The sequence below is a fragment of the Pseudomonas sp. WC2 genome, assembly GCF_050586545.1.
GTDB lineage: Bacteria > Pseudomonadota > Gammaproteobacteria > Pseudomonadales > Pseudomonadaceae > Aquipseudomonas.
Window position 1 is genome coordinate 25,143 of sequence record NZ_JBOBDR010000027.1, and the last position, 17,452, is coordinate 42,594.

The 17,452-nt window shown below is 59.2% G+C and carries 15 protein-coding genes; 7 read left to right on the forward strand and 8 right to left on the reverse strand.

The window, feature by feature from the left end; translation table 11 throughout:
* The first annotated feature begins 99 nt into the window (after positions 1–99).
* Positions 100–1,416, forward strand: coding sequence for a bifunctional DedA family/phosphatase PAP2 family protein (locus ACQ4OE_RS25145; RefSeq protein WP_430948271.1), 1,317 nt, complete (start codon positions 100–102; stop codon positions 1,414–1,416).
* A 42-nt stretch (positions 1,417–1,458) separates the two neighbouring features.
* Here ACQ4OE_RS25145 and ACQ4OE_RS25150 read toward each other — a convergent pair whose 3' ends face one another.
* Positions 1,459–2,019 (reverse strand): hypothetical protein, encoded by a 561-nt coding sequence (locus ACQ4OE_RS25150; protein WP_430948272.1) that lies wholly within the window; start codon positions 2,017–2,019, stop codon positions 1,459–1,461.
* A gap of 62 nt (positions 2,020–2,081) precedes the next feature.
* The gene (locus ACQ4OE_RS25155) at positions 2,082–2,324 is read right to left on the reverse strand and encodes a hypothetical protein (protein WP_430948273.1); all 243 of its coding nucleotides are present in this window, start codon (positions 2,322–2,324) and stop codon (positions 2,082–2,084) included.
* Between the two features lie 216 nt (positions 2,325–2,540).
* Between ACQ4OE_RS25155 and ACQ4OE_RS25160 the strand changes: the two genes are divergently transcribed.
* Positions 2,541–6,098: a calcium-binding protein gene (locus ACQ4OE_RS25160; protein WP_430948274.1), complete on the forward strand. Its 3,558-nt coding sequence runs from the start codon at positions 2,541–2,543 to the stop codon at positions 6,096–6,098.
* Positions 6,099–6,102: 4 nt separating this feature from the next.
* Entirely contained in the window at positions 6,103–7,719 is a 1,617-nt protein-coding gene (locus ACQ4OE_RS25165) for a hypothetical protein (RefSeq protein ID WP_430948275.1), read from the forward strand.
* Positions 7,720–7,743: 24 nt separating this feature from the next.
* Here the strand turns inward: ACQ4OE_RS25165 and ACQ4OE_RS25170 are convergent, their stop codons facing one another.
* Genes ACQ4OE_RS25170 through ACQ4OE_RS25180 form a run of 3 tightly spaced genes read right to left on the reverse strand, consistent with a single transcriptional unit; the run spans position 7,744 to position 9,426 of the window.
* A complete protein-coding gene (locus tag ACQ4OE_RS25170; protein WP_122592684.1) occupies positions 7,744–8,334 on the reverse strand; it encodes an LON peptidase substrate-binding domain-containing protein in 591 nt (196 codons plus the stop codon).
* 10 nt (positions 8,335–8,344) lie between these two features.
* On the reverse strand, positions 8,345–9,061 hold the full coding sequence (locus tag ACQ4OE_RS25175; protein WP_053124192.1) for an LrgB family protein: 717 nt from the start codon (positions 9,059–9,061) through the stop codon (positions 8,345–8,347).
* The gene (locus ACQ4OE_RS25180; RefSeq protein ID WP_122592683.1) at positions 9,061–9,426 is read right to left on the reverse strand and encodes a CidA/LrgA family protein; all 366 of its coding nucleotides are present in this window, start codon (positions 9,424–9,426) and stop codon (positions 9,061–9,063) included. Before ACQ4OE_RS25180 ends, ACQ4OE_RS25175 begins: the two co-directional genes overlap by 1 nt.
* A gap of 193 nt (positions 9,427–9,619) precedes the next feature.
* On the opposite strand from ACQ4OE_RS25180, the gene ACQ4OE_RS25185 reads away from it, so the two are divergent.
* The 4 genes from ACQ4OE_RS25185 (at position 9,620) to ACQ4OE_RS25200 (ending at position 15,108) form a co-directional block, all read left to right on the forward strand.
* Positions 9,620–10,075: a MaoC family dehydratase gene (locus ACQ4OE_RS25185; protein WP_034153755.1), complete on the forward strand. Its 456-nt coding sequence runs from the start codon at positions 9,620–9,622 to the stop codon at positions 10,073–10,075.
* A 102-nt stretch (positions 10,076–10,177) separates the two neighbouring features.
* A complete protein-coding gene (locus ACQ4OE_RS25190) occupies positions 10,178–11,905 on the forward strand; it encodes a C13 family peptidase (protein WP_430948276.1) in 1,728 nt (575 codons plus the stop codon).
* A gap of 27 nt (positions 11,906–11,932) precedes the next feature.
* Entirely contained in the window at positions 11,933–12,574 is a 642-nt protein-coding gene (locus ACQ4OE_RS25195) for an oxidoreductase (protein ID WP_122592681.1), read from the forward strand.
* Positions 12,575–12,801: 227 nt separating this feature from the next.
* Positions 12,802–15,108, forward strand: coding sequence for a hypothetical protein (locus ACQ4OE_RS25200; protein ID WP_430948277.1), 2,307 nt, complete (start codon positions 12,802–12,804; stop codon positions 15,106–15,108).
* 7 nt (positions 15,109–15,115) lie between these two features.
* Here the strand turns inward: ACQ4OE_RS25200 and ACQ4OE_RS25205 are convergent, their stop codons facing one another.
* From ACQ4OE_RS25205 to mpl, 3 genes are read right to left on the reverse strand one after another with little or no spacing between them, the layout of a single operon-like run.
* Positions 15,116–15,400, reverse strand: coding sequence for a YceK/YidQ family lipoprotein (locus ACQ4OE_RS25205; RefSeq protein WP_122592679.1), 285 nt, complete (start codon positions 15,398–15,400; stop codon positions 15,116–15,118).
* Positions 15,393–16,040 (reverse strand): flavin prenyltransferase UbiX, encoded by a 648-nt coding sequence (gene ubiX, locus ACQ4OE_RS25210; protein ID WP_158956780.1) that lies wholly within the window; start codon positions 16,038–16,040, stop codon positions 15,393–15,395. Before ubiX ends, ACQ4OE_RS25205 begins: the two co-directional genes overlap by 8 nt.
* The gene (gene mpl, locus ACQ4OE_RS25215) at positions 16,037–17,386 is read right to left on the reverse strand and encodes a UDP-N-acetylmuramate:L-alanyl-gamma-D-glutamyl-meso-diaminopimelate ligase (RefSeq protein ID WP_007909560.1); all 1,350 of its coding nucleotides are present in this window, start codon (positions 17,384–17,386) and stop codon (positions 16,037–16,039) included. The genes ubiX and mpl overlap by 4 nt, the downstream gene beginning before the upstream one ends.
* Between the last annotated feature and the right edge of the window lie 66 nt (positions 17,387–17,452).

The window sequence follows — 17,452 nt, forward strand, 5'->3', positions numbered from 1 at the left end:
AATGCGGTGTTTCATTGAACGAATTCGTTTCTGACACGCCCTCTTCGCGAGCAGGCTCGTTCCCACAGGTGCCAATTAAAGATTTGATGGAGTGGTTTTATGGGCCCATGGCTCGATAGCGTAACCGGGTGGCTCGCCGCCAATCCGCAGTGGCTGGCCGCTGCGGTGTTGATTGTGGCGTTTGTCGAATGCCTGGCGATTGCCGGGTTGATCGTGCCCGGCACGGTGTTGCTGTTTGCCGTGGCAGTGCTGGCCGGCAGCGGCGCGCTGTCGTTGAGCGAAACCCTGCTACTGGGTTTCCTGGGCGGAATTCTCGGTGATGTGATTTCGTATTTCCTCGGTCGCCACTTCCACCAGAACATCCGGCGCCTGCCAGGCTTGCGGCATCACCCGGAATGGATGGCTGGCGCGGAAACCTACTTCCAGCGCTACGGCATCGCCAGCCTGCTGGTCGGGCGCTTCATCGGTCCGTTGCGCCCGATGCTGCCGATGGTTGCCGGCATGTGCGACATGCCTTTCCCGCGGTTCGCCGCCGTCAGCCTGCTGGCCGCCGCCGGCTGGAGCATCGTTTATCTGCTGCCGGGCTGGGCGACCGGAGCGGCGATTCGTCTGCCGCTACCGGAAGGTTTCTGGCTTGAAGCCGGCATCGTCGCCGCCAGCATCGCGGTGATGGTCGGCCTCAGCGTCAACAGCAGCCTGCGTCGCCACCGTCGCGCGACGGTGTGGATCAGCAGCATGAGCCTGGCGATCCTGATCGGCCTGTTCATCGGCTACCCGTACCTGACCGCGCTCGACCAAGGCGTAATGACCTTGGTGCAGGAGCATCGCCAACCGGTGCTGGACGAACTGGCAGTGGCCTTCACCCTGATCGGTGAATTTCGCAACATGTTCATGTTCAGCGCCCTGCTGACCGGTATTTTGCTGCTGTGCCGGCAATGGCGTCAGGCTATCTTTGCCGGCAGCACGCTGCTGGTCACGGCGCTGGCCAACACCGGCACCAAATACTTCTTCGCCCGGGTGCGCCCGGAAGTTCTGACCGAACCGCTGACCAGTTACAGCATGCCCAGCGGCCATGCGTCCGGCTCATTTGCGCTGTTTCTGACCCTGGCAGTGCTGGCCGGTCGCGGGCAACCGCCGAGGATGCGCCTGACCTGGCTGCTGGTCGGCTGCATTCCGGCGCTGGCGATTGCCCTGTCGCGGGTCTATCTGGGCGCGCACTGGCCGACGGACATTCTCGCCGGGGCGATGCTTGCGGCTTGTGTCTGCGCCGCTAGTCTGTGGCTCAGCCAGCGGCGCGAGCCACTGGTGGCCATGCCACAGAAAGTCTGGTGGCTGCTGTTGCCGGCGCTGGTTGCCCTGTTCGGTTTCTTCCTGTTGCGCTATTTGCCCCACGTGATGACGCGCTACGCCTATTGATTGAACCGGACGCAGCGCTTCCCCCCCTTGCACTGCGTGCGTTCAGGACGATTGAGCAACGATTTTCAGCACAAACACCGCTGGCTTTCCGTTGAATGCGTCGTGCCCAGTGGCATTGGGATCGGCATCCTTGAAATAGTGTTTGCCGTCTTCGAGCCCCAGGTAAAGCAATCGGCCGGCTACACCCAAGTGAACGTAACTCGGGCCTTTTTGCAGGTCAGTGAAACTCGCTGCTGCGGTTTTGCTGGTGGACAGACTGAACAGGCTGTTTCGATCATTACCTGCAAACACATGACGCGCACCTTGGGCGATGCTCAGAAAGCGTTCGTCATACTCCCCCTTCAGGATTGTCATCACGGCATAGCCGTCGTCCATCGATACAAACTTCATCAGCAAAGGCTTGTCATCTTCATGATCAGCCAATGTCAGAAAGTTCGCTCCGTCTCCACTGGCCAGACTTACTTCCGTATCCAGACGTTCACGTCGAGTCAATCGAGGATCGCGCAATCGCGACTTCAAACGCTGTTGATTAAGTACGACAGGACGACCGTCAAGAAAAAGGTTTGCCAAAAACGAGACGTTATTATTTGAATTGATACTCATGATTTCACCTGACACTTAATAACCAAGAAACAACAAATAACAAATAACAAATAACAAATAACCTAGACGGGTTTTTCCGTCAGAAAAGGCGAGGCCAGACTTGCGGCGGTCGCCGAGACACGCGGCAACTCACCGTTGGGGATCTGTACGACCCTGCGTTTACGACGTTCAATCACCATCAGATCCGCGTATACCCCTGCCGACTCGATAAGATAATTCGCATTGTTATTGGTCCCCGCGTGTTTAAGCAGGTATTTACCGGCTACATCGTCCCAGAACGCCCATTCATCTTCATATATATTCATTGACTGACACTTCCTTGTTGTCACCCCGGACGAGTTTCCGTGATCACTCACCCTACAACCGAGTTAATCGCGCGCACAACAAACACCACAAACATCATTCTTACAAAACACAACAACACAACCTGCAAAACAAAAGCGGCTGATCATTAATATCCTGTCGTGCGACATTGATGGCGCTCACCCTATAAATCATTCTCACGGAAGAGAGTAATAAACGTGGCAAAACCATTTTTCGAAAACACGTCAGAAACCTTGTTCGCCGAAGCGGTGCAAATCACTGACATCGTGGCGTCAGGCGAAAGCGCCGCAACCGAAGCCACCGCGCAAACAACGCCCGCAATGGACACTTCACTGCCTCCCGGCAAGATGCCGAAACTGAAAGACGTCGATAAGTTTTTCGGCTCCCTGCGATTTGGCCAGGTCACCGTCAGCCGCGAAGAACTCCACGTACTCGGCGCCAAGATCAGCGGACAGGAAATCACCGCAGCCAACACTTACTTCAAGACTGCCGATCAAGCTTTTTACGATGCACTTGAGCTGGATCCGGCCAAGGTCGCGGCACGCATGATCTCGGCCGCCGACGCAGACAGCCACAACGTCTCCACCTTCATGTTCGAACTCGCCACCCTGCGCTCCGACACCGCTGGCCCACTGATGCGCAAAATGCCGGCGGGAGATAACGCCGCGCAGATGGACAAGATCAGCAACACCCTCAACACCGTGCAACGCCTGCAAATACACGACGCCTCCCATCTTGATCAGATGCCGGGCTGGGTCGACCGGGCCAAAAGCCGCGCGATGACCTCGATGGGGGCCGGGATGCAGGCGTTTGGTCTGTACAGCGCTTACCGGGGAACGCTGGAAGCACTGAAAAATCGCGACTGGGTTGAAGCGGGGCTCAACGCCGGTGGCGGTATGGCGGAGATCGCGTCCCTGGGTCTGGAATACGCCCTGAGCAAAACCGGCGAAGCCATGATTCGAAACGGTGCCCTGGCCTTCGAGCAATTCGGCAAAACCACCGCCGGCCTTCGATTGATCAGAGGCGCCGGGTTGATCGCCAGTGTCCTGACCCTGCCCTTTGATATCTACACCGCCGTCAAATCGTTCAGCGAAGCGGCCGTCGCCGAAGGCAAGAAGGCGCAGGATCTGTACGTGACCGGCGCCATGAGCGTGGTCAGCGCCGGCCTGTCGCTCGCCTTGGGTGTTGCCGCGCTGGCGGGGTTTTCCTACGCCGGCCCCGTAGGCCTCGGCGCCGCTGCCATCATGATTCTGGGCGCGAAGATTTACGCCGCCGCGCGCGTCGTCGATGACATCGACGATTACATCGAACTGACGTTCCACGAAAACCTGCGTTCCGGCTGGTTCGCGTTCACCGGGCAGGATCTGGACCAGGACGTGATGGACCGTTACAAACTGGAAAAGACCTTTGCCGACAACTTTAAAGCCACCAAAAAGCGCAACGTCAAATGGCTTGAGAATGAGCTGAAAGATTCGATGGAAGCCATCGTCACCGGCCGAATCAACAAGTCGCTCAAATCCGAGCAGATCGCCAAATTCTCGTGGGATCCGGCCGCCGGTGAACTCCCCTACGTCACCGTCAACACGCCAACCCTGGAAGACGCCGACGACAACTACAACTGCTGGTACGGTCTGCCGACCGACAACGAGCAGATCACCTTCGGCAAGATCGATCCGGACAACCCCAAGGGCATCTTGTGGCAACTGGGTGGCGGCAACGACGATGTCACCGGGGTAGGCGCCAAACCCAACACCTTCATGTACGGCTCGGGCAAGAAAATCCTGCAGGGTGGTTGGGCCGACGACACTTTTGTTTTCCAGCAATCCCATGAGGCACTGAAACTCGAAAAACCTCCCTCGGTGATCGAAGTCGGCAAGCTGCATGGTGGTGACGGCAAGGATCTTCTTTGGCTACAGGGCGAAGTTCCACGTAACTACAGTTCGACAGAACCGCCCTACAAAGGCTTCATCGTTGATCTGCCAAAGGGCAAGCTGAGTCTGCGATCTTCGCAATCATCGGAACAGGACGCAGTGCACTCCACAATCCAGTCCTTTGAAAAAATTCAGACATTGAAACGCGGGTCTAACCGCGTATACGGAACTGACAACGCGGAAGAAATCGGCGTCAATGGCAACGATTACATCAAGGCTGGCGGCGGGGATGACCAGATTTCCGTCAATAGCCACAGCGCCATCGTCGATGGCGGACGCGGCAACGACACCTTTCTGATCAATGGCAACAGTCTCGACGTCTCGCTCTTCGAGGAGGGCCTGGAGCACAGCACGGTGTATCTGGGGGTTTCACTCGAGTCCATACAGAGCTGGCTGATTCGCGACAACGCACTGATCATCGAATCATTGCGCGGCGATGCCCAAGGGCTACCACGCCGGACACTGACGATCGAAGGCGCCTACCAGACCATCAACGGCAAACGCACACTGCGCAATGATAAATGGACCTTCATCACTCAAGACGGCTACTACCTGCAGCCGGACTTGCCGGGCGAAACGGCAGACCTCGAAAACTTTTCCATCAAGACAATAGTGCTGAGCCCCGGCATTCCCAAGGCATCACCCACGGTATTGAACAACTATCAGACCGTTCCCACCGATGCGGACTCGTTTTATTACATCAGTGCGGACACCGCCATCGCGACCTTGAACGCCAGCAAACACGACAAAGTTCGTTTGAGTACCGTCTACATCGATTACGACAGCCAGGATATTTCTGAAGTTCGTGCGCATTACCATGTCGAAATGGTGCCCGAGCACATCTACAAAAAACTCATTCACAAGAATGTTTCTCTCACCCTTCTGTTCAAGGGTGGCGCAACAGTACTGTCGCTGGATAACAGCATGTTCCTGGGTTTCAAGAACGGCGCGTACGAGCCTTATCCATCCATCAGGATGGGCCGCTGGTTTACCACGCACGGATTTATTCTGGTCATGCGTGACGGCGTTTCCTACCGAGTTGACTGCCCCAATCTCCCCTATCTGGATGATGCGCAGACCCAAGGTATTAAAGTTGTCGAGAGCCGTTTTGCCTTGCACGAACGCGCCGGCAAATATCTGTTCGTCAAACCCGGCATCAAGCAAATCACCTTGAAAAACACCGCTCAGCGTATCGACTTCAAAAACATGAGCCACGCCAGCGACTATTACCTGGAAGGTCGTTCAGCGCATTACGAGATTTACCCGAGCAGCAATATTTCCATTCACTTATCGACCGCTGAAAAAGACGCCCGCACTTATGGCTCTTCCAACTGGGTCATCTACACCGCACAACTTGAAAAGCCGGTGCTGCGAAGTCAACTGAGCATCACCGGCAGTTTGCTCAAGATCAACAGTATTCATGTTTACCTGCCGGACAGTGACGACCCTGAGTTGCCGATTGAAACCGTGGATGTCTGCCTCGCCTCCGGACACCGCTACAGGGTCAACAATCTGTTCGAGACGATCAGTCTTTTTTCGATGGATGCCACTGTCTATTCGTCGGTCGCAGCCATCGCCGAGGAGATCAATCGTCACCACCTGGCAGAAGAGCTGGAAAGTGAAGAAACCCCGGTGGATAACCTGTACCTGACAGCCACCCCCTCGGAAAAAATCCACTACAACGCGAGCAGCAAAACCTGGCATGTCACTCAGCATCCGGCGCGCACTGTGCTGCTTCAGGACCTGAACATCGGCAAGCCCCCAGCACTGCAAAAGCCCGCCGATTCAACATCGAAAACAATCGACCCGACCGTCAAGGAATGACGCCATGCGACCCAAGCCACCTGCCCCGAAGCGCCCCAAACTCGACATACCCGATACAACCTCCCCTCGGGATTCTGCGAATGACCTGCCGCTGTTGCGCCCTCCGCTCGGCGGTGCCGCAGTTTTGCCACGTGAGGGCATGCCCCATCTGGACACGACCGGCGCGGTAACAGATGTAGAGGCTCACATGGGTACATCGACGATCGAAGTCGTCGACCTGCCGAGCGTGCACACCCCGCAACCCGACAGCGGCGAACTCGCCAGCTACCTTTTGAAACCCGCAATGCTGCGCGGTATGCAAATGGCCAATCCCGAAGGCCTTCGCTACATCGTGTCACGCAAGTTCGTCGACCTGGAACAGGGCGGCACCGTGCACGTTGAGTTCGATACCAGCATCGGTGCGTATCGCGCGACGGACTTTCTGAAAAAATTACCGCCGGGGCCCGCGCTGTATAAAAACTACGACGCTGCCACCTGGACCACCACCCGACCGACCGCCATCCGCGCCAGAACCGCGCTGCTCGAAGGCGCGTTCAAACGACTGCACCCGCAGGCAACACCTGAAGAACGCCGGCAACTGTTGCGTGCTTACAACCTGTCGCCGCAGCAGCACGTGCGCCTGCTCCAGGATTTGACCGCGAACCTGCAACTCCCTTCTTGGGTGCAGCAGCATCAACGGCAATCCGAAGATCCGGCCAACCCGCAGCGCTTCGTCCAGCTGCAACAGGAAATCGCGCCGCTGATCCGCTCGATCCGCAATGAAACCTACGATTGGAAAACCTTCGACGGCTTTGAGGACAGCGTCAGTTCCGGGTTTCTGCAGGGGTTTCTGGACTCGCTGGGCTACCGTCGCAACGTCAACGGCTTGCTTTATCGCAGCGATATTCCCGCGCTGTTCAGGGTCGATGACCGCACGTTGTTCGAGCTGAGCAGGGACGGCGTAATGCTGCCGCGAATGAAACACACCGACGGGTCGACAACGGGCACCCCCATGAGCGCGACATTGAGCCTGGCGCACAACCACCTCGCCAATTATGGCTACAACTGGGCGCCGCCTGCCGAATACTTGAAATACAACTACCAGACCGACCTTCGTCCAGTGCGAGATCCGAATAGATCCGACGATGATTCCGCGTCATCGGATGACGACAGCTCGATGTCCTCGCAGACCTCCGGCTCGGATGACAACACCGCCATGATCCGCCACAAGCAGCAGGTCAATTTCGTTTACGTCATCGACAGCCGCGGCATGGAAGTGGTGTTGCGCGACGAGAACAGCGTTTTCAACGCGAAGGGCGGCAGCAAGGATTCCTGGCTTCCGGATGACGACCTGGAGGTGCATCTGTCCGTACCGAAAGACGACGGCATTCCCGCCGACCGGCTCTGGCTGCTGAACTCAAGCCGCACCAAAGCGGCCAACATCAAGGACATTGCTGCTCACGCAGGAGACACCGGCGCCGATATCGAGACGCGCACCCACGAGGGTCAGCGCAACAAGTTTGAATACGATGATCTGATCGAATCACTGGACCGCGCCGGCAAGCCGATTCTCAGGCTGAGCCCGGATGCGTTTGCCGACGACGTCGTCTTCCCAGAGAGGATCGACTCGCGCACGCATTGATTGCACGCCCGGCGCCAGACGCTATCAGGCAAACAACTCGCCCTGCAACTCGTCGAGCAGCGCCTGGATCGCATCCAGCCGCTGCTGTGGATCGTCGAGTTGCAGCAGGTCGATCTTGTCTTCCTCAGCGAACGGCAGCAGGTACGCCAACTGGTTGGCCAGCGATTGCTGGCCAACCGCGTCGGTGCCCATGTTCAACGCCTCGACCATCGGGTGCTCGGCCAAGGCCTTGAGCAGCGCGACCAGATCGGCGTCTTCGTCCTGCAGCGGTTGCTCGGGCTCTTCGTCGAGCCACTCGACGTCGGCGAGGATCAACTGATCGCGTTGCACTTCGGTGCGCAACACATTGAAGCGACGCCCGCCCTGCACACGAATCCCCAGCAGACCGTTATCCTGCTGCTGGAAATCAGTGATCCGCGCTTCGCAGCCCACCAGCGCGAAACCTTCCGGGGCGAGGCCGACTTCGCTGCCCTCAAGGATGCACACGACGCCGAAGCCACCACCTTGTTTCATGCAGCGGCCAATCATGTCGAGGTAGCGCGCTTCGAAGATCTGCAAATCCAGATTGCAGCCGGGAAACAGCACTGTGTTCAGCGGGAAAAGCGGCAGACTCATAGACATTTCCTTACACCACCATCGACACCGCCAACGGCAGGAACACCGCCGTGGCCACGCCCATCAGACTCATCGCCAGCGCCGCGAAGGCACCGCACTCATCACTTTCCTGCAGCGCCACCGAAGTGCCCACCGCGTGCGCAGTCATGCCCAGCGCCATGCCGCGCGCCTCGGGGCTGTGCACGCCGAGGCGCGTCAGCAGGGCCGGGCCGAAGATCGCGCCGATCACTCCGGTGATCAACACGAACACCGCCGCCAATGCTGCAACACCACCGATCTGCTCGGCGACCAGCATGGCAATCGGTGAGGTCACCGATTTCGGCGCCATGGTCATCAGGATCATGTGCTCGGCACCGAACCACCAGCCCAGCAACACGCCCATGCCCGTGGCGACCACCCCGCCTATCACCAGCGTAGTAAAAATCGGCCAGAACAATTGCCGAATACGTCGCAGGTTGAGATACAGCGGCACGGCCAGTGCGACGGTCGCCGGGCCGAGCAGAATGCTGAGGATCTCGGTGCTCTTGCGGTACTCGGCGTAAGTCAGGCCGCAACCGACCAACACACCGATCACCAACAGCATGGAGACCAGCACCGGTTGCAGAAAGATCCAGCGGGTTTTCTCGAACGCCGCCAGCACCAGCTGATAGGCGCCGAGGGTGATGCCGATGCCGAACAATGGGTGGTGGATAACGGAGGCCCAGGCGCCCTGCCAATCAAAGAGCATCAGGACTCCTCCGGCGACGACGGCGCGTGGCGCTTGACCAGGCGCTGCATCAGCACGCCGGCGAAGGCCATCGACAGGATCAGCGACAACACCAACGCGCCGACAATTGCCCAGAAATCGGCGGCAATGTCGCTCGCATACACCATCACGCCCACCGCCGGCGGCACCAGCAGCAACGGCAGATAACGCAGCAGGCTGCCGGCCGCAAGGTTCAGCGGCTCGCCGACTTCACCGCGCACGATCAGGAAGATCAGCAACAGCAGCAGGCCGATGATCGGCCCCGGCAGCACCGGCAACAGCAAGTGATTGAGCGCGGTGCCGAGCAATTGAAACAGCACCAGCAGGGTCAGGCCACGTAGCAACATCCGACATCTCCGTCTTACTTTCCACTGTGCAATTCGCCCGCATTATAAGCACGCCTGCGCTATGGATCGGCATTCGCCAAAAGCATGGTCGGTTGACCGGAGCAAATCGCCATGATGATCTACAGTGGTTCGCAGGGCGGTCAAATCCCCCACCGAAAAAACTATAAAACCGATGAACCCAAGGAGAGTCTCAATGCCCTATGTTCCCGTTGCAGAGCTCAAAGATTATGTCGGCAAGGAACTTGGACGTTCCGAATGGCTCACCATCGATCAGGAGCGCATCAACCTGTTCGCTGAAGCCACCGGTGATTATCAGTTCATTCACGTCGACCCGGTCAAAGCCGCGCAAACGCCATTTGGCAGCACCATTGCCCACGGTTTCCTGTCGTTGTCGCTGATCCCGAAATTGATGGAAGATATCCTCGTCCTGCCGCAAGGCGTGAAGATGGTGGTCAACTATGGCCTGGACAGCGTGCGTTTCATCCAGCCAGTGAAGGTCAATTCGAAAGTCCGCCTGAAGGTCGATCTGGGCGAAGTGACCGAGAAAAAACCGGGCCAGTGGCTGCTCAAAGCCACCGCAACGCTTGAGATAGAAGGTTCGGACAAACCGGCGTATATCGCCGAGCCGCTGTCGCTCTGCTTCGTCTGATCGCTCTGGATGCGAAGCAGCGCACGCTGTTTCGCGTCACGTCTCTATTTATGCGACGCATAGCTGCGGCATACTCGGTCGCCTAATTGCCCGGATCCCGCTATGCGCTCACTCGCTTCTCTTGCACCCATTGCCTTGACCCTGATGCTCACCGCTTGCGGCGACGGCGAATCGCTGTTGCCTCCGGATGCGCGCCTGCCCGACGGCGGACGCTATCGCGGTGAACTGGTCGACGGCTTGCTGCAAGGTCAGGGGCGCGTCGATTACCCCAACGGCAGTTGGTATGCCGGGCAGTTCGACAAGGGTCAGTGGCACGGTCAGGGCGAATGGCACGGCAGCAATGGCGAAGTCTATCGCGGGCAGTTCCAGCAAGGGTTGTTCGACGGCCAGGGCAGCCTGACCACCAACGCCAGCAATTACACCGGCGGCTTCAAGCAGGGCCGGCGCGAAGGCGAAGGCACGCTGAAAGAAAACGCCATGACCTACCGTGGTGAATTCAAGTCCGACCAGTATTCCGGGCTCGGCCGGCTGGAAATGGATGACGGCAGCTCTTATCAAGGCCAGTTCGCCCACGGCAAACCCAACGGCGAAGGTCAGCGTGGCGACGCCAGCGGCAACTCGTTCACCGGGCGCTTCGTCAACGGTCAGCTGGAAGGCAACGGCACCTTCAACAGCGCTGACGGCGACATCTATGTCGGCGGTTTCAAGAACAATCAATTGCACGGCAAGGGCCGCTACGAAAACGCTGACGGCGATGTCTGGCTCGGCCAATTCAAGGAAGGTGCGCTGAGCGGCAAGGGCGAACTGATCGGCGCCGACGGCAGCCATTACATCGGCACATTCAGCGATTGGCGCTTCAGCGGTCAGGGCCGTTTGAATCTGTCTGACGGCAGCTTCTACATCGGCGGTTTCGACAACGACAGTTATTCCGGACGCGGGACCCTGGTGCTGACCGATGGCAGCGTGATGAGCGGCAGCTGGATCAATGGCCAGCGCGTGCGTGACGCCGATGGCAAGTTGCTGCCCGACACGCTGGAACTCGGTCTGCTCGCGCAGGGCCGCTTGCTCGACGATGCACTGGCGGCCATTCCGCACTCGACCCCGGCAATCGAACTGTACACCTTGACCCTCGGTGGCGACGGCAAGCAAAGCGTATTCCTGCGCGAATCCGACTACGTCGCCAACATGCTCGGCACGCGCTTCGGCGCCTATGGCCAGATTCGTCTGGTCAACCACCGCGACCACCTCGGCGACCGGCCGATGGCCACCCGCGAGAACCTGCGCCGCGCCGCACAAACCCTGGCCGAACGCAGCGGCCCGGAAGATCTGCTGTTCATCTACCTGACCAGCCACGGCACTGCCGAACATGAACTGGTGCTCGACCAGCCGCGCATGGAGTTGGCCGACCTGCCCGCCGACGAGCTCGCCGCCGTGCTCGCGCCGCTGAAAAACCGTGACAAGATCATCGTGATTTCATCGTGCTACTCCGGCGGATTTATCCCGGCGCTGAAAGACGAACGCACGCTGATCATGACCGCCTCGCGCGCCGATCGGGTGTCCTTCGGATGTTCGGAAGAAGCCAACTTCACCTACTTCGGCGATGCGCTGTTCGCCCAGGCGCTGAACCAGACCGACGATCTGGAGCAAGCCTTCAAACTGGCCAAAGCTACCGTCGCCGAGCGTGAACTGGCGGACAATTTCGAAGCCTCGGAGCCGCAGATCTGGGCGCCGAAAACCGTGCTGTCGCACTGGCAACTGCTGCGCAAACAGCAAGCAAGAAAAGCTTTGCAAAGTGCTGCATTGAACGACGGAGCGATAAAGAGCAACTAAGCTGAACAGTATCAAGGGAGAGACACTATGTACTTGACGCCTCAGCACGTATTGCTTGCCGGAGCCACCGGTTTGACCGGTGAACATCTACTCGACCGTTTGCTCAACGAGCCAACGATTTCTCGCGTGCTTGCCCCCTCGCGTCGACCACTGGCGGAACATCCACACCTGGAAAACCCGGTCGGCGATCCGCAGACGTTTCTGCCACAACTCAGTGGCCGCGTCGATATCGCCTATTGCTGCCTGGGCACCACCATCAAGCAGGCAGGCTCGGAAGCGGCGTTCCGCGCCGTGGATCTGGATATGGTCGTGGCCTTCGGCAAGCGTGCGCGGGAAATGGGCGCGCGGCATCTTATTGTCATCAGCGCGATCGGTGCCGATCCCAAGTCCTCGGTGTTCTACAACCGGGTCAAAGGTGAAATGGAGCAGGCCTTGCGCGCGCAAGACTGGCCGCAACTGACCATCTGCCGGCCTTCGCTGTTGTTGGGCGAGCGCACCGAACCGCGCCTGGCCGAGCAATTGGCCGGGCCGTTGTCGAAGCTGATTCCCGGCAAATATCGCGGCATCGAAGCCTGCCAACTGGCCCGGGCGATGTGGCGTCTGGCGCTGGAAGAACAGGATGGCGTGCGGGTGATCGAGTCGGATGATTTGCGCAAACTCGGCAAGTGATCCGTCCCATTGAACCGTCGAGTGCAGGCTCTGCGTTGTCTGCGCTCGACGACTCATCAGCAGCAATAAACTGAAGCACATCCCCCCGCACGCTATATCCCGATACCACATTCCCCCTCCTTTCGATCGTTAGCGTGTCCTGCATAAGACGGGTGCGCTGCGCCGCCCTTTTTGGCCTGGGCCGCACTCGCCATAAACGTTCACGCAATCAATGAAAGGACTCCTTGATGTCTCCGAAAAAGCCCCCGACGGCGGCGCCGCGCCCGCCTGATTCAAATCCTGACCTTGCAAGCATCGACACTCCCAGGCTGATCCGCCAGGACAATACCGGGCCAAACCCCGCCCTGGAACCGACCCTGCCGTTGATCCCCGAGCCGGTTGTTACGGTGCCGAGGGTGCAGCAAGAAGAGGTTGGGTCGGGTTTTCGCATCGAAGATGTTACCGCTGCGCCAGCGGGCATCAACGACGGCGCATCGTCCGCCAAACAACCCCGCATTGAGCTGACACCTGTGCCGCCGGTCACGGCCGCTGCCGGCCACATCGACATCAGCCAATACATTTGGAATGACGCCGCTGCCAATCACCACGGCTATGTGTTGCTTTATCGCAAAAAGGGCTGGGGCGACGTCACCGAATCCACGCCAATCCACGCGTTTCGCGACGAAAACGGCCTGATGATTCGTGTTGAACCTTCTGCCCCGCGCATTGATGAACCGGCTGAACTGTTGCCGGCCTGGGCTGATCGCGATTTGTGGAACCTGTACGGACTTGAGGGCGCCGACATCACGCAGTTTCGCAGCGAAGCGCACGCCACCGGTAAAAAACCGCATTGGGCCAATATTCGTGCCGACCGCATGGACAACGTCTATCTGCTGGACGAACTGCGGCGCTGGACGTCGCCCGACATGGATCGCGAGTTATTCCTCAGCACCTTGCAGGCTTTCAACTTCTCCCCCGTGCAACTGGCGAAGAAGATCGGCAACGTCAGTCTGAACTGGAAAGCTGCATATATGCCCACGCCATCAGCAACGGCGCCAGCCCCTAAAATGCCGCAAGCCAGTAGCAAACCACCGGGGTACGGTCATGCCAAACACTATCAATGGGACCGTGCCGAGCCGAACTTTCAGGGTTATATCGAACTGCACCGCAAGCCCGGACTGACCGACGATGCCGGCCCGGTGCTGCAACTGGCATTTCGCAGCGGCGCGCACCTGTTCATTGTCGAGCCCACCCCCTATTCGGCTGCAGTTGTCGCCCCTTTTTGTACCTATTGGCGTGATGTCGACATCTGGAATCTGTACCGAATCCAAGGCGCGGACATCGTGCGTTTTCGCACGGAAGTGGCCCAGACAGGCAAGCCGCCAACATGGGTAAAAATTCGCGAATACGCATCGCGCCGAGAGCAGTTGATCGATTACCTGCGATTGTGGTGCAGCCCGCAAACCTTGCTCAAGCAGCTCCCGGCCTTCATTACAACATTGCGCCACTACAACCTGACCACCGAGCAACTTGCGCAACTGTGCGACGAGGTGAAGATCTCCGGACAATTTGCCCACCGGATCGATGACGGGTTACCGCGTTGGGCGGAAGCCCATCGCGATAGCATGCTCGATGACACCAACTCGCGACGCTTCGACGCCTTGATGCCGGAGTTGCGCACTGAAATCCTCACACTGCGCTATGGGGAAAAACGCCAAAGTTTCTTGCAGGCCAGTCTGACGGCGACATTTTTCCAGGGTTTGCTCTTGCACAGCGGCTTTCAGCGCAACACCCACAACTGCCTGTTCAGGACGGATATTCCAGCGATGTTCAGGGGCGATGACCGTTCCCCGTTCGAGTTTGTCCGGGACGGCACCATGCTGCCCCGCACAACGCTCGCCGAAGGCACCACCAGCCAGATCGCGGTCAGCGCAACGCTCAGTCTCGGGGTCGCGATGAAGCTTGCTCAGCAGACCAATGCCCAGGCGCTGGCCTACGACTCACAATTGCACCGCTTTCCTGGCAAACCGGAAGACTCCGGACAACAGTCGCAGACCGACAGCGAGCTGCACCTGACCCACGATTACACGCCGAAACGCCGCGCACAGAAGTTCGCTTTCTGCTATTTGCTCGACACCCGCGACGTCGAGGTGGTATTGGGACGAGACAATCAGGTGTACAACGCGCACGCCATCAACCCGCGGCCAAAGGGCAGCAAAACCTGGTTTCCGGAGGGTGATCAGGAAGGGCATGTGTCCATGTCCGCGCGGGGCTTGAGCGCGGCGCGGATCTGGCTGGTCAATTCACAGATGAGCCGTGCGGCACTGGTCGAGGATGTGTTTATCCAGACCTTGGAACGCGCCGGGACTTCCGGACAAAGCCACGCTGATGCCATCGAGGCGCGCACCTGGAGTGGCGCCTCCAATCAGCACGAATACGATGCCTTGATCGACGCGGTGGCAGCCGCGGGCAAACGCATCATCGTGTTGAACAAAGGCGCGGAGACGGTTGCCGACGGCATTCACTTTCCGCCCCCATTGATCACGCTGCCGTAACGGGGTTTTACAAGCCGCCAGTGGCCTGGAAGCTCACGCCGATCACGGTGAGCAATGACAACGGCAGCAGCAACGTGTCGAGCAACGCGCTGGCCGGCAGATCCACGCCCGGGTAACTCGGGGCCTCGGCGCCAAAGCGATCCATCGCGCAACAGCCGCCATTGAGCGCATACAAATCCAGGCGCGTTCCCGAATACACCACCGGCGCGCCCGGTTTTGCCGCATCGAGGGTGCGCGCGGTGGCGCAGCCAGCCAGTTGCAGCGCCAGCACGATTACCAGCAGTTTATTCATCGCTGCTCAGGTGATGCTCGCCCCAACGCGGCAGCATGTCTTGAGGAATGCCGAGCAGATTGAGAATCCGCGCCACGACGAAATCGATCAGGTCATCGATGGTCTGCGGCTGGTGATAGAAACCCGGCGACGCCGGCAGAATGGTCACGCCCATGTTCGACAGCTTGAGCATGTGCTCCAGATGAATGCTCGAATACGGCGCCTCACGCGGCACCAGAATCAACTGGCGGCGTTCTTTCAAAGTGACATCGGCAGCGCGTTCGATCAGGTTGTTGCAGGCGCCCGTGGCGATCGCCGACAACGTGCCGGTCGAACACGGCACCACCACCATCGCCGCGGGTGCGCCGGAACCCGAAGCGACCGGCGACATCCAGTCTTCCTTGCCATACACACGGATCTGCCCGGCAGCCGCCCCGGTGTATTCGGTGAGGAACGCCTGCATGGTCTGCGGTTTCGGTGGCAGCGTTACATCGGTCTCGGTGGCCATGACCAATTGCGCAGCCTTGGAGATCAGGAAGTGCACTTCGCGATCTTCACGCACCAGACAATCAAGCAGGCGCAAACCGTACTGGGCGCCGGACGCGCCGGTCATCGCCAGTGTGATGCGCTCGGGGCCATTGCTCTCGAAACGAGTGTTCATTGCAGCGCCTCGGCGAGTTTGCCGTGCAGGCCGCCGAAGCCGCCGTTGCTCATGATCACCACGTGGGTGCCGGGCTGAGCCTGGCTCTTCACGCGCTCGATGATGCCTTCCAGCGAATCGCTGACAATCGATGGCACAGTGCACAACGCGGCGGTGCCGGCCAGATCCCAGCCGAGGTTGGCCGGGGCGTACCAGATCACTTGGTCGGCATCGACCACGCTGTCCGGCAAGCCGTCACGGTGCGCGCCGAGCTTCATCGAATTGGAGCGCGGCTCGATGATCGCGATCAGCGGTGCGTCGCCAATGCGTTTGCGCAGACCGTCGAGGGTGGTGGCGATGGCGGTCGGGTGGTGGGCGAAGTCGTCATAGATGGTGATGCCACGTACCTCGGCGACTTTCTCCATCCGGCGTTTGACGTTCTTGAAGGCGCTCAACCCGGCGATGCCCATCGATGGCACCACGCCGACATGGCGCGCGGCGGCAAGCGCAGCCAAGGCGTTGGCGACGTTGTGCTGACCGGTCAGCTCCCACTCGACAGTGCCTTGGGACACGCCTTCGAACATCACTTCGAACGCCGAGCCGTCTTCGCTGAGCAACTTGACCTGCCATTGACCGCCAGCACCGGTGGTCTGCACCGGGGTCCAGCAGCCCATTTCGATGACACGCTGCAGGGCAGGCTCGGTGGTCGGATGAATGACCAGGCCTTCACTCGGAATGGTGCGCACCAAGTGATGGAATTGCCGCTCGATCGCTGGCAGATCCGGGAAGATGTCGGCGTGATCGAACTCAAGGTTATTGAGGATCGCGGTGCGCGGACGGTAGTGAACGAATTTCGAGCGTTTGTCGAAGAAGGCGCTGTCGTATTCGTCGGCTTCAATCACGAAGAACGGCGTGCCGCCCAAGCGAGCGGACACCGAGAAGTTCTGCGGTACGCCGCCAATGAGGAAACCCGGGCTCATGCCCGCGTGTTCCAGCACCCAGGCGAGCATGCTGCTGGTGGTGGTTTTGCCATGCGTGCCGGCAACCGCCAGCACCCAGCGACCTTGCAGCACGTGGTCGGCCAGCCACTGCGGGCCGGAGACGTACGGCAGGCCTTTGTTCAGCACATATTCCACCGCCGGATTGCCGCGCGACATGGCGTTGCCGATCACCACCAGATCCGGCGCCGGATCGAGCTGCGCCGGGTCGTAACCCTGCGTCAGTTGAATGCCTTGGGCTTCAAGCTGCGTGCTCATCGGTGGATAGACGTTGGCGTCGGAGCCGGTCACGTGATGGCCCAGTTCTTTGGCCAACACTGCCATCGAGCCCATGAAAGTCCCGCAGATACCCAGAATATGAATGTGCATAGTCGACCTCGTAAAACATGGCCGCAGGTTAGCGTAGGGAGGGGGAAATCGCACTCTTTAGCTGCC

Bases quoted from the DNA above. Each gene is read 5' to 3' on its own strand.
- ACQ4OE_RS25145 (WP_430948271.1), top strand. From the start codon at position 100: ATGGGCCCATGGCTCGATAGCGTAACCGGGTGGCTCGCCGCCAATCCG.
- ACQ4OE_RS25150 (WP_430948272.1), bottom strand. From the start codon at position 2,019: ATGAGTATCAATTCAAATAATAACGTCTCGTTTTTGGCAAACCTTTTT.
- ACQ4OE_RS25155 (WP_430948273.1), bottom strand. From the start codon at position 2,324: ATGAATATATATGAAGATGAATGGGCGTTCTGGGACGATGTAGCCGGT.
- ACQ4OE_RS25165 (WP_430948275.1), top strand. From the start codon at position 6,103: ATGCGACCCAAGCCACCTGCCCCGAAGCGCCCCAAACTCGACATACCC.
- ACQ4OE_RS25170 (WP_122592684.1), bottom strand. From the start codon at position 8,334: ATGAGTCTGCCGCTTTTCCCGCTGAACACAGTGCTGTTTCCCGGCTGC.
- ACQ4OE_RS25175 (WP_053124192.1), bottom strand. From the start codon at position 9,061: ATGCTCTTTGATTGGCAGGGCGCCTGGGCCTCCGTTATCCACCACCCA.
- ACQ4OE_RS25180 (WP_122592683.1), bottom strand. From the start codon at position 9,426: ATGTTGCTACGTGGCCTGACCCTGCTGGTGCTGTTTCAATTGCTCGGC.
- ACQ4OE_RS25185 (WP_034153755.1), top strand. From the start codon at position 9,620: ATGCCCTATGTTCCCGTTGCAGAGCTCAAAGATTATGTCGGCAAGGAA.
- ACQ4OE_RS25190 (WP_430948276.1), top strand. From the start codon at position 10,178: ATGCGCTCACTCGCTTCTCTTGCACCCATTGCCTTGACCCTGATGCTC.
- ACQ4OE_RS25195 (WP_122592681.1), top strand. From the start codon at position 11,933: ATGTACTTGACGCCTCAGCACGTATTGCTTGCCGGAGCCACCGGTTTG.
- ACQ4OE_RS25200 (WP_430948277.1), top strand. From the start codon at position 12,802: ATGTCTCCGAAAAAGCCCCCGACGGCGGCGCCGCGCCCGCCTGATTCA.
- ACQ4OE_RS25205 (WP_122592679.1), bottom strand. From the start codon at position 15,400: ATGAATAAACTGCTGGTAATCGTGCTGGCGCTGCAACTGGCTGGCTGC.
- ubiX (WP_158956780.1), bottom strand. From the start codon at position 16,040: ATGAACACTCGTTTCGAGAGCAATGGCCCCGAGCGCATCACACTGGCG.
- mpl (WP_007909560.1), bottom strand. From the start codon at position 17,386: ATGCACATTCATATTCTGGGTATCTGCGGGACTTTCATGGGCTCGATG.